Annotated in this window: 7 protein-coding genes; all 7 read right to left on the bottom strand. The window is 68.6% G+C overall.

Going from position 1 to position 12399, the window contains the following annotated elements; genetic code table 11:
- Positions 1–453 precede the first annotated feature (453 nt).
- Complete coding sequence (locus ACYVPE_RS37040) at positions 454–4365, bottom strand: DNA-directed RNA polymerase subunit beta' (protein WP_461038232.1); 3912 nt, start codon at positions 4363–4365, stop codon at positions 454–456.
- 97 nt (positions 4366–4462) lie between these two features.
- Complete coding sequence (gene rpoB, locus ACYVPE_RS37045; RefSeq protein WP_461038226.1) at positions 4463–7948, bottom strand: DNA-directed RNA polymerase subunit beta; 3486 nt, start codon at positions 7946–7948, stop codon at positions 4463–4465.
- A 482-nt stretch (positions 7949–8430) separates the two neighbouring features.
- The gene (gene rplL, locus ACYVPE_RS37050) at positions 8431–8820 is read right to left on the bottom strand and encodes a 50S ribosomal protein L7/L12 (protein WP_461038227.1); all 390 of its coding nucleotides are present in this window, start codon (positions 8818–8820) and stop codon (positions 8431–8433) included.
- A 62-nt stretch (positions 8821–8882) separates the two neighbouring features.
- Entirely contained in the window at positions 8883–9428 is a 546-nt protein-coding gene (rplJ, locus tag ACYVPE_RS37055; RefSeq protein ID WP_461038228.1) for a 50S ribosomal protein L10, read from the bottom strand.
- A 324-nt stretch (positions 9429–9752) separates the two neighbouring features.
- Positions 9753–10676 carry a LolA-like protein gene (locus tag ACYVPE_RS37060; protein WP_461038229.1) on the bottom strand — a complete coding sequence of 308 codons (924 nt, stop codon included), beginning with the start codon at positions 10674–10676 and terminating at the stop codon, positions 9753–9755.
- A 124-nt stretch (positions 10677–10800) separates the two neighbouring features.
- Complete coding sequence (rplA, locus tag ACYVPE_RS37065; RefSeq protein ID WP_461038230.1) at positions 10801–11520, bottom strand: 50S ribosomal protein L1; 720 nt, start codon at positions 11518–11520, stop codon at positions 10801–10803.
- A 101-nt stretch (positions 11521–11621) separates the two neighbouring features.
- Positions 11622–12053: a 50S ribosomal protein L11 gene (gene rplK / locus ACYVPE_RS37070; protein ID WP_461038231.1), complete on the bottom strand. Its 432-nt coding sequence runs from the start codon at positions 12051–12053 to the stop codon at positions 11622–11624.
- Between the last annotated feature and the right edge of the window lie 346 nt (positions 12054–12399).

Consider the following 12399-nt stretch of genomic DNA (forward strand, 5'->3'; position numbering starts at 1 on the left):
CCCGCGCGGCGCGGGCCCGGCCCGGCCACCAGGCCGGGCCGCAAGCCCCCGCGCGAAGCGCGGAAAAGGGCGGGTGGGTGGGGGAGAACCATCCGGGTGCGGCTACGCCGCCACGCGAGGCCGCCCGCCGAAGGCGAGGCCCGGCGGCCAGGCCGGCGGCCACGCCGGCCGGGGCCCGCGCGAAGCGCGGAAAGATCCCGCGCTCCGCGCGGACGGAACGGCCCTCCGGGCCAGCGGCCTGGCGGCCGCTAGGCCGGCGGCCCACAGCGGCGCGAAGCGCCCCCGCGCACAGCGCGGAAAAGGGCTCGTGGGGGCACCTCCCAGCGTTAGCTGGGGGAGGGTGGGGGAAACCCCGCGCGGAGCGCGGGGCGCCGCGCGGTACCGGTGCGTGGGAACGCGCAGGGGGTGGGTGGGCGGGGGAAAACCCCGCCTACCCACCCCCGGAGGGAACCGTCAGCCCTGGTAGGGCCCGTAGTCGTAGTCCTCCAGCGGAACCGCCTGGCCAGACCCCGTGCCGAACGGCGAGTAGTCGATGTCGTCGTACCCGACCGCCGAGTACATCGCCGCCTTCGCCTCCTCCGTCGGCTCGACCCGGATGTTCCGGTAGCGGGACAGGCCCGTGCCGGCCGGGATCAGCTTGCCGATGATCACGTTCTCCTTGAGGCCGATCAGCGAGTCCGACTTGGCGTTGATCGCCGCGTCGGTGAGGACCCGCGTCGTCTCCTGGAAGGACGCCGCCGACAGCCACGACTCGGTGGCCAGCGACGCCTTGGTGATACCCATCAGCTGCGGACGACCGGAGGCCGGGTGGCCGCCCTCGGCCACGACCCGCCGGTTCTCGGACTCGAACTTCGAGCGCTCGACCAGCTCGCCCGGCAGCAGCTCCGCGTCGCCGGACTCGATGATCGTCACCCGGCGCAGCATCTGCCGGACGATGATCTCGATGTGCTTGTCGTGGATGGCCACGCCCTGCGCGTTGTAGACCTTCTGGACCTCGCCGACCAGGTAGATCTGGACGGCCCGCTGGCCCAGGATCCGCAGCACGTCGTGCGGGTTGGCCGCGCCGACGGTCAGCGGCTGGCCGACGGTGACCGAGTCGCCCTCGCCCACCAGCAGCCTGGAGCGCTTGGAGACCGGGTAGGAGGTCTCGTCCGAGCCGTCGTCGGGGGTGACCACGACCTTCTTGGTCTTCTCGGTCTCCTCGATCCTGACCCGGCCGGCCGACTCGGAGATCGGCGCGACGCCCTTCGGCGTCCTGGCCTCGAAGAGCTCGACCACACGCGGCAGACCCTGCGTGATGTCCTCACCGGCGACACCGCCGGTGTGGAAGGTACGCATGGTCAGCTGGGTGCCGGGCTCACCGATCGACTGGGCGGCGATGATGCCGACCGCCTCGCCGATGTCCACGAGCTTGCCGGTGGCCAGCGAGCGGCCGTAGCACATGGCGCAGGTGCCGACGGCGGACTCGCAGGTCAGCACGGAGCGGGTCTTGGCCGTCTCCACGCCGTGCCTGACGAGCTCGTCGATCAGCACGTCGCCCAGGTCGGTGCCGGCCGGGGCCAGCACCTTGCCGTCGACGACGATGTCCTCGGCCAGGCAGCGGGCGTAGACGCTGCTCTCGACGTTCTCCGTCTTGCGCAGCACGCCGTCCGCGCCCTTGACCGCGATCGCCAGCTTGAGGCCGCGCTCGGTGCCGCAGTCCTCCTCGCGGATGATCACGTCCTGCGAGACGTCCACCAGACGACGGGTCAGGTAACCCGAGTCGGCGGTCCGCAGGGCGGTGTCGGCCAGACCCTTACGGGCACCGTGGGTCGCGATGAAGTACTCGAGGACGGACAGACCCTCGCGGAACGACGCCTTGATGGGACGCGGGATGGTCTCGTTCTTGGCGTTGGAGACCAGGCCACGCATACCCGCGATCTGACGCATCTGCATCATGTTTCCGCGGGCCCCGGAGTCGACCATCATGAAGATCGGGTTCGTCTTCGGGAAGTTCTCGTTCATCGCGGTGGCGACCTCGTTGGTCGCCTTGGTCCACAGGGCGATGAGCTCCTGCGTCCGCTCGTCCTTGGTGATCAGACCGCGCTCGTACTGCTTCTGGATCTTCTCGTCCTGGGCCTCGGTCTCGGCCACGATCTGCTTCTTGGCCTCGGGCACGATGATGTCCGAGACCGCGACCGTGACGCCCGACCTGGTGGCGTGGTAGTAGCCGGAGGCCTTGAGGTTGTCCAGCGCGGCGGCGACCACGACCTTGGGGTAGCGCTCGGCCAGGTCGTTGACGATCTGGGAGAGCTGCTTCTTGCCCACGGACTGGTCGACGAACGGGTAGTCCTCGGGCAGCAGCTCGTTGAAGAGCGCGCGGCCCAGGGTGGTGCGCATCCGGAAGCTGTCGCCCAGCTGGTACTCGTTCACGGTGCCGTCGGGGCCCTCGACCGGCTCCGGCGCCTCCCAGTCCCGCGGCGGGACGGTGCCCACCGGGAAGCGGATGTCGATCTTCGCCTGGAGCGAGAGCTCGCCGGCGTCGAACGCCATGATCGCCTCGGCGGTCGAGGAGAACGACCGGCCCTCGCCGCGGACCTCGCGCTCCTCCTCGTCGGTGGTGAGGAAGAAGAGGCCGAGCACCATGTCCTGGGTGGGCATGGTCACCGGGCGGCCGTCGGCCGGCTTGAGGATGTTGTTCGAGGACAGCATCAGGATGCGGGCCTCGGCCTGCGCCTCGGCGGACAGCGGCAGGTGCACGGCCATCTGGTCGCCGTCGAAGTCCGCGTTGAACGCGGTGCAGACGAGCGGGTGGATCTGGATGGCCTTGCCCTCGACCAGCTGCGGCTCGAACGCCTGGATGCCGAGCCGGTGCAGGGTCGGGGCGCGGTTCAGCAGCACCGGGTGCTCGGCGATGACCTCTTCGAGGACGTCGTACACGACGGTGCGCTGGCGCTCGACCATACGCTTGGCCGACTTGATGTTCTGCGCGTGGTTGAGGTCCACGAGCCGCTTCATCACGAACGGCTTGAACAGCTCGAGCGCCATGGCCTTGGGCAGGCCGCACTGGTGCAGCTTGAGCTGCGGGCCGACCACGATCACGGAGCGGGCCGAGTAGTCGACGCGCTTGCCGAGCAGGTTCTGCCGGAAGCGACCCTGCTTGCCCTTGAGCATGTCGGACAGCGACTTCAGCGGCCGGTTGCCGGGGCCGGTGACCGGACGACCGCGGCGGCCGTTGTCGAACAGCGCGTCGACGGCCTCCTGGAGCATCCGCTTCTCGTTGTTGACGATGATCTCGGGCGCGCCCAGGTCGAGCAGCCGCTTGAGGCGGTTGTTCCGGTTGATCACGCGGCGGTACAGGTCGTTCAGGTCGGAGGTCGCGAAGCGGCCACCGTCCAGCTGCACCATCGGACGCAGGTCCGGCGGGATCACCGGGACGCAGTCGAGGACCATGCCCTTGGGGCTGTTGGAGGTCTGCAGGAACGCGGAGACCACCTTGAGCCGCTTGAGGGCGCGGGTCTTCTTCTGGCCCTTGCCGGTGCGGATGATCTCGCGGAGGCGCTCGGCCTCCTCGTCGAGGTCGAAGGTCTCCAGGCGCTTCTGCAGCGCGGCGGCGCCCATCGAGCCGTCGAAGTAGGTGCCGAAGCGGTCCCGCAGCTCGCGGTAGAGCAGCTCGTCGCCCTCCAGGTCCTGGACCTTGAGGTTCTTGAAGCGGTTCCACACCTCGTCGAGGCGGTCGAGCTCGCGCTGCGCGCGGTCGCGGAGCTGCTTCATCTCGCGCTCCGCCCCCTCGCGCACCTTGCGGCGGGCGTCGGCCTTGGCGCCCTCGGCCTCGAGCTCGGCCAGGTCGGCCTCCTGCTTCTTGGCCCTGGCCTCCAGGTCCGCGTCGCGGCGCTGCTCGATCTGCTGGCGCTCGACGGAGATGTGCGCCTCGAGCGACGGCAGGTCGCGGGTGCGGCGCTCCTCGTCCACGAACGTGATCATGTACGCGGCGAAGTAGATGACCTTCTCCAGGTCCTTCGGCGCGAGGTCGAGCAGGTAGCCGAGCCGGGAGGGCACACCCTTGAAGTACCAGATGTGGGTCACCGGCGCGGCCAGCTCGATGTGGCCCATCCGCTCGCGGCGCACCTTGGCGCGGGTCACCTCGACGCCGCACCGCTCACAGATGATGCCCTTGAAGCGGACGCGCTTGTACTTGCCGCAGTAGCACTCCCAGTCCCGGGTCGGGCCGAAGATCTTCTCGCAGAAGAGGCCGTCCTTCTCGGGCTTGAGGGTGCGGTAGTTGATGGTCTCCGGCTTCTTGACCTCGCCGTGTGACCACTGACGGATGTCGTCGGCGGTCGCCAGGCCAATCCGCAGTTCGTCGAAGAAGTTGACGTCGAGCACTCTCGTCAATCCCTCTCAGTGTCGTGTCATCAATGGTCTGATCGGGGTCCCGGGGCGGCCTGCGGAGACGCGTCCAGCGCTCCGCGGGCCCGACCCGTCAGACCTCTTCGACGCTGCTCGGCTCGCGCCGGGACAGGTCGATACCCAGCTCTTCCGCGGCGCGGAAGACGTCCTCGTCGGTGTCGCGCATCTCGATGGACATGCCGTCCGAGGACAGCACCTCCACGTTGAGGCAGAGCGACTGCATCTCCTTGATGAGGACCTTGAAGGACTCCGGGATACCCGGCTCCGGGATGTTCTCGCCCTTGACGATGGCCTCGTAGACCTTCACGCGGCCGGTGACGTCGTCGGACTTGATGGTCAGCAGCTCCTGCAGGGCGTAGGCGGCGCCGTACGCCTCCAGCGCCCACACCTCCATCTCGCCGAAGCGCTGGCCGCCGAACTGGGCCTTACCGCCCAGCGGCTGCTGGGTGATCATCGAGTAAGGCCCGGTCGAGCGGGCGTGGAGCTTGTCGTCGACGAGGTGGTGCAGCTTGAGGATGTACATGTAGCCGACGGAGATCGGGTCCGGGAACGGCTCGCCTGAGCGGCCGTCGAACATCCGCGCCTTGCCGGAGGGCAGCACCAGGCGGTTGCCGTCGCGGTTGGGGATGGTGGACTCGAAGAGACCGGCGAGCTCGTCCTCGCGGGCACCGTCGAAGACCGGGGTGGCGACGTTGGTGCCGGGCGCGACGTCGTCGGCGCCGATGGCCCGCAGCCGCTCCTTCCACTCGCCGTCGACGCCCTCGACCTGCCAGCCCTGGGACGCCAGCCAGCCCAGGTGGATCTCCAGGACCTGGCCCGGGTTCATCCGGGACGGGACGCCCAGCGGGTTGAGGATGATGTCGACCGGGGTGCCGTCCTCCAGGAACGGCATGTCCTCGACGGGCAGGATCTTGGAGATGACGCCCTTGTTGCCGTGCCGGCCGGCCAGCTTGTCGCCGTCGGTGATCTTGCGCTTCTGCGCCACGTAGACGCGGACCAGCTGGTTCACGCCCGGGGGCAGTTCGTCGCCCTCCTCGCGGTCGAAGACGCGCACGCCGATGACCTTGCCGGTCTCGCCGTGCGGCACCTTCAGCGAGGTGTCGCGGACCTCGCGCGCCTTCTCGCCGAAGATCGCGCGGAGCAGCCGCTCCTCGGGGGTCAGCTCGGTCTCGCCCTTCGGGGTGACCTTGCCGACCAGGATGTCGCCGGCCTCGACCTCGGCGCCGATGCGGATGATGCCGCGGTCGTCCAGGTCGGCCAGCACCTCCTCGGAGACGTTCGGGATGTCCCGGGTGATCTCCTCGGGGCCCAGCTTGGTGTCGCGGGCGTCGACCTCGTGCTCCTCGATGTGGATCGAGGAGAGGACGTCGTCCTGCACCAGACGCTGGGAGAGGATGATCGCGTCCTCGTAGTTGTAGCCCTCCCACGGCATGAACGCGACCAGCAGGTTCTTGCCGAGCGCCATCTCACCGCGCTGGGTGGAGGGGCCGTCGGCGATGACCTGGCCGGCGATCACGCGCTCGTTCTCCTCGACCAGGACCTTCTGGTTGTAGGAGGTGCCCTGGTTGGAGCGGGTGAACTTGTGGAGCCGGTGGGTGACGTGGGTGCCGTCGTCGTTGGCGATGGTGATGTAGTCGGCGGAGACGTCGCTGATGACGCCGTCCTGCTCGGCCTTGATCACGTCGCCGGCGTCGACCGCGGAGCGGTACTCCATGCCGGTGCCGACCAGCGGGGACTCCGACTGGATCAGCGGCACGGCCTGCCGCATCATGTTGGAGCCCATCAGGGCGCGGTTGGCGTCGTCGTGCTCGAGGAACGGGATCATGGCGGTCGCGACCGACACCATCTGGCGCGGCGAGACGTCCATGTAGTCGACCTCGGAGCCGGCCACGTAGTCGACCTCGCCGCCCTTCCTGCGGACCAGGACGCGGGCCTCGGCGAAGTGGTAGTCGTCCGTCAGGCGGGCGTTGGCCTGCGCGATGACGAAGCGGTCCTCCTCGTCGGCCGTGAGGTAGTGGACCTCGTCGGTGACGACGCCGTCGGTGACCTTGCGGTACGGGGTCTCCACGAAGCCGAACGCGTTGACCCGGCCGAAGGCGGCGAGCGAGCCGATCAGACCGATGTTCGGCCCCTCGGGGGTCTCGATCGGACACATCCGCCCGTAGTGGGAGGGGTGCACGTCACGGACCTCGAGGCCGGCCCGCTCACGGCTCAGACCACCGGGGCCGAGCGCGTTCAGCCGGCGCTTGTGCGTGAGGCCGGAGAGCGGGTTGGTCTGGTCCATGAACTGGGACAGCTGGCTGGTGCCGAAGAACTCCTTGATGGAGGCGACGACCGGCCGGATGTTGATCAGGGTCTGCGGCGTGATCGCCTCGACGTCCTGGGTGGTCATCCGCTCGCGGACGACGCGCTCCATCCTGGCCAGACCGGTGCGGACCTGGTTCTGGATGAGCTCGCCGACGTTGCGCAGGCGACGGTTGCCGAAGTGGTCGATGTCGTCCGTCTCGACGACGATCGTGCGGCCGCTGGGCGTGGCCGTCTCGGTCTCGCCGGCGTGCAGCCTGACCAGGTACTTGATCGTGTTGACGATGTCCTCGACGGTGAGCACGCCCGCGTCGAGCGGCTCGTCCCCGCCGAGCTTCTTGTTGATCTTGTACCGGCCGACCTTGGCCAGGTCGTACCGCTTCGGGTTGAAGTACAGGTTCTCCAGCAGGGTCTGCGCGGCCTCACGGGTCGGCGGCTCGCCCGGGCGGAGCTTGCGGTAGATGTCGAGCAGCGCGTCGTCCTGGCCCTGGGTGTGGTCCTTCTCCAGGGTGGCGCGCATGGACTCGTAGTCGCCGAACTCCTCCAGGATCTGGTCGGTGGTCCAGCCGAGGGCCTTGAGCAGCACGGTCACGGACTGCTTGCGCTTGCGGTCGATGCGCACGCCGACCATGTCGCGCTTGTCGATCTCCATCTCGAGCCAGGCGCCCCTGGAGGGGATGATCTTGGCCGAGAACAGGTCCTTGTCGGACGTCTTGTCGATCGAGCTGTCGAAGTAGGCGCCGGGCGAGCGGACGAGCTGCGTGACGACGACGCGCTCGGTGCCGTTGATGCAGAAGGTGCCCTTGTGGGTCATGAGCGGGAAGTCGCCCATGAAGACCGTCTGGGACTTGATCTCGCCGGTCTCGTTGTTCGTGAACTCCGCCGTGACGAAGAGCGGGGCGGCGTACGTGAAGTCGCGCTCCTTGCACTCGTCGATCGAGTTCTTCGGCGGCTCGAAGCGGTGGTCACGGAAGGTCAGGGACATGGAGCCGGAGAAGTCCTCGATCGGGGAGATCTCCTCGAAGATCTCCTCCAGACCCGACTTCCTCGGGACATCCTGCCCACTGTCCAGCGCGGCCTCGACGCGAGCTTTCCAGGCGTCGTTACCGAGGAGCCAGTCGAAACTCTCGGTCTGCAGCGCAAGGAGGTTCGGAACCTCGAGCGGTTCCTTGATCTTCGCAAAAGAGACACGCAGCGGTGCGGTACTGGTGCCGTGGTTCGTACTGTTGGTCGAGGCATTGCGCGAGGCGGCCAAGAGGGGGTCCTTCCGAGGGCTCGGACTCTCTGCGCGCGTGCCGGGCCCTCCTGGTGACGGGCAGGAGGCAAGTAGGCAGCGCAAAGGGTCAGTGTAGCCACATGACCCACTGATGTCCAATGCCCATATCACCCATCGAGGAGCCACCCTCGGTGTTCTCAGCGCGAGCCGCTCCCGACCGCCTCGGTCGCCGGGTGCGGGCCCGTCCTGCCGGATCTTTCCCGCGTGCGCCGGGATCCATGCCTCGGATCATGGACCGATCTGGCGACGCGACCTGAGAATCGCGCGCCCGCCGCGGTTCGTCAAGGCCCCTGGGCGGCCGCCCGGCTCCTGCCGAGAGCCGAAGATCACCATACCCGTCACCCGCGTCAGGGCAAGCAGGCGTCCGACACAAAGCCACGGGGCGACCACCCTGATGGGTGATCGCCCCGTGGTCGACCGCGTGGACGGCGGTCAACAGCTCACTCGGCGAATGACCGAGATCACTTGACCTCGACGGAGGCGCCGGCGCCCTCGAGGGCCTCCTTGGCCTTCTCCGCGGCCTCCTTGTTGACCTTCTCGACGACGGCCTTCGGCGCGTTGTCGACGAGCTCCTTGGCCTCCTTGAGGCCCAGCGAGGTGAGCTCGCGCACGACCTTGATGACCTGGATCTTCTTCTCGCCGGCGCCGGTCAGGACGACGTCGAACTCGTCCTTCTCGGGCTCGGCCTCGGCGGCGGCGCCACCGCCGGCCGGGGCGGCGGCGACGGCGACCGGGGCGGCGGCCTCGACGTCGAACTTCTCCTCGAACTTCTTCACGAAGTCCGAGAGCTCGAGGATGGTCATGCCGGCGAACTGCTCGAGCAGCTCGTCCTGGGAGAGCTTGGTCGCCATGATGGCGGTCCTTCCTGCTAAGTCGGCTGGGTGCCGGGGGTGTGACGTGAGTGAGCGGATGCCTACTCGGCGGGAGCCGGCTCGCCGGCACCTTCCTGCTCGACCTTGGCGCGCAGCGCGTCCGCGGTGCGGACGAACTTCGTGAGCGGGGCCTGGAAGGTCGCCGCGGCCTTGGCCGTGGTCGCCTGCAGGGCACCCGCCAGCTTGGCGAGCAGCACCTCGCGGGACTCGATGTCCGCGAGCCTGTTGACCTCGTCGGCGGTCAGCGACTTGCCGTCGATGAACCCGCCCTTGATGACGAGCGCCGGGTTGTCCTTGGCGAAGTCACGAAGACCCTTCGCCGTCGCGACCGGGTCACCGGTCACGAAGGCCACGGCCGTGGAGCCCTTGAAGTACTCGTCAAGCCCGTTGACCCCGGCCTCCTTGGCCGCGATCTTGGACAGGGTGTTCTTCGCCACGCTGTACTGCGCGTTCTCACCGAGCGACCGACGCAGCTGCTTCAGCTGCGCGACGGTGAGACCGGTGTACGCGGTGACGACGGCCGCGTTCGACTTCTGGAACTTCTCCTGAAGCTCAGCGACTGCTGCCGACTTGTCGGTGTTCGCCATAACCTCGGCCCTCCTTCCGGGTTCTGCCGGGTGATGAAAACCGCACGGAAGGAAGGGTCACGCGAGAACGGAAAGCGCCCCAAACAGAAAGCGCCCCGGCGCAGGCGCTCAGGGCGTAGAACGGGGACCTCGAGGTCCCCCACATCGCACACGATCACCTGCGCAGGCCGTCCGCACTCGGCGGATCCTTCGGCCACCCGGACCCTCACGGGACCAGACGGCGACCAGCGGTCTTTGGCTACCGCAGCAATGTACGCGAACGGCTCGGCGCCAGGCAAATCCGGTGCCCGGCGCCGGCCGGCGGGGGGTGGGACGGGCCGTGGATCAGACGTCGCCGAGACCGGCGCCCATGCTCTCCATCAGCTCCATGAGGTCGACGTAGGTGCCCTCCTCGGGCGCCGCCACCTGCACGTCGGAGCCGAGGTCGCTGTAGCGCATCTCGGTGGTGACCGGGCCCATCTCGGAGTCGAAGGCCTGGCGGATCTGGACCGGGAAGTCGTTCTCGTCGATCCAGAGGTCGATGTCGTACTCCTCGACGCCCGACGCGTTCATCGCGTCGACCAGCTCCTGGCGCTCCTCCTCGGTGAGGAACTCGGCGCCGGCGTTGTTCGCCAGCGCGTCCTCCACGGAGACGGTGCCCTGGTAGTGCTGGGTGGTGACGCCGTCCAGCGTCTCCTCGCCGACCGCCTCGATGTCGGGCGACTGCAGCAGCAGCGCCGTCTGCGCGGCCGGGTCCTGGTTGGACTCGCTGAACCCGAGGTCCATCGCCTCCTGGAGAGTCGGGTCGCCCGACTCCTCGACCATGGCGCCAATGTCCATCATCATCCACTCGCGGCCCTCGAACTCGGTCGCGAAGGTCTCGCCAAGGTTCATGTACATCACGTCGTCGAGCATGACCACGCGCATCTCGGACGGCGCCTCGGGCGTGAGGGCGAACGCCTCGCCGCTCATCGTGGCGTCCATCGCGATGCCGTCGGCCCAGGACATGGACCCGGACATCTCCGTGTCCCCGCCGGTCGCCGCCTGCGGCCCGGACATCGTCATCTCGAAGCTGGCCGAGGTGATCTCGGAGGTGGCCTCGGCCGCGGCCTGGACCGCCTGGAGGGCGCCCGTGCCACCGGACTCCTGGTTGCTGTCGCCGCCGCGGGCCGCGCCGTCTCCCTCGCCGTCCGAGCTGCTACAGGCGGCCGTGGAGCCGATCAGCACGACGGCGGCGGCGCTCAGCGCGGCCCTGTACATGGAACGCATCTTTCCCCCCGGGGAAATGTGACAACTACACGCGACCTTCACCCTAACCCGGCCCCCTGACAACGCGAACGCCCGTCTCCGCTCTGTGACAGAACGGGGACGGGCGAACCGGCTGTTGGACGCGTCAGGCGGTGACGCCGCCCTCCTCCAGCAGGTCACGGGTGGCGTTGCCGTCGATCGGCACGCCGGGACCCATCGTCGTCGTCATGGTGACCTTCTTGAGGTAACGCCCCTTCGCCGCGGACGGCTTCAGCCGCAGGATCTCGTCCAGCGCGGCGGCGTAGTTCTCCACGAGCTGCTGCTCGCTGAAGGACACCTTGCCGATGATGAAGTGGAGGTTCGAGTGCTTGTCCACCCGGAACTCGATCTTGCCGCCCTTGATGTCGGTGACGGCCTTGGCGACGTCCGGGGTGACGGTGCCGGTCTTCGGGTTCGGCATCAGGCCACGCGGACCAAGCACCCGGCCCAGACGGCCGACCTTGCCCATGAGCTCGGGCGAGGCCACCACGGCGTCGAAGTCCAGGAAGCCCTTGGCCACCCGGTCGATCAGTTCGTCGGAGCCGACGAGGTCGGCCCCGGCGGCTTCCGCCGCCGCGGCACGGTCACCGGTCGCGAAGACCAGGACCCGGACGGTCTTGCCGGTGCCGTGCGGAAGGTTGACGGTGCCGCGGACCATCTGGTCGGCCTTGCGCGGGTCGACACCCAGACGCATGGCGACCTCGACGGTCGCGTCGAACTTGGCCGTCGACGTCTCCTTGGCGAGACGGACGGCATCGAGCGGTGCGTAGACGCTGTTCTTGTCGACCTTGGCGTCCGCGCCGCGGAGGTTCTTGCTGCGCTTCACTGCTGCTCCTGCAAGGTGATTGTTCGGAGTCGTGGTCCGGACCAGCGCCTGGCCCTGCCACGGTCGGGCTTCGCTCAGCTCAGCTCGGCCCTGGTACTCGACTAGCCCTCGACGGTGACGCCCATGGAACGGGCGGTGCCGGCGATGATCTTCTCGGCGGCGTCCAGGTCGTTGGCGTTGAGGTCGGGCATCTTGGTGGTGGCGATCTCCCGGACCTGGGCGCGAGTGATCTTCGCGACCTTGGTCTTGTGGGGCTCGCCAGAGCCCTTCTCCACACCGGCGGCCTTGAGGATCATCCTCGCGGCCGGCGGCGTCTTGGTGATGAAGGTGAAGGAACGGTCCTCGTAGACCGTGATCTCCACCGGGATCACCCAGCCACGCTGCGACTCGGTCGCGGCGTTGTAGGCCTTGCAGAACTCCATGATGTTGACGCCGTGCTGACCCAGCGCCGGGCCAACCGGCGGAGCCGGGTTGGCCGCGCCGGCCTGGATCTGGAGCTTGATCAGCCCCGTGACTTTCTTCCTGGGAGGCATGCTCTCCGGGTCCTTACCTCGTAAACGGTGCCCCTGCCGGGGCGAAGGCATACCGCACAACGGTACTGTCTGCGGTCTCCCCGCCCAAATCGGCCCCCGGGTTGGGGCCCCGGCGGGACGCTTTGGCGGGACGCTCCCCGCGGATTCTCCCCCACCCACCCGCCCTTTTCCGCGCTTCGCGCGGCGGGGGCGCCGTCGGGGTGGGTGCGGCGTGCTTCGCGGCGGGGTGTGGTGGCTTCGCCGCGGGACTGTGGGGGTGGGTGCCCCGCGCTTCGCGCGGGGTTTTCCCCACCCTCCCCCAGCTAACGCTGGGAGGTGCCCCCACGAGCCCTTTGTTTCGCGCTTC

The organism is Streptomyces mayteni, from assembly GCF_054783955.1.

What these genes read in the sequence shown, in the direction of transcription:
- rplL (WP_461038227.1), bottom strand. Translation starts at nt 8,820, where the DNA reads ATGGCGACCAAGCTCTCCCAGGACGAGCTGCTCGAGCAGTTCGCCGGC.
- rplJ (WP_461038228.1), bottom strand. Translation starts at nt 9,428, where the DNA reads ATGGCGAACACCGACAAGTCGGCAGCAGTCGCTGAGCTTCAGGAGAAG.
- ACYVPE_RS37060 (WP_461038229.1), bottom strand. Translation starts at nt 10,676, where the DNA reads ATGCGTTCCATGTACAGGGCCGCGCTGAGCGCCGCCGCCGTCGTGCTG.
- rplK (WP_461038231.1), bottom strand. Translation starts at nt 12,053, where the DNA reads ATGCCTCCCAGGAAGAAAGTCACGGGGCTGATCAAGCTCCAGATCCAG.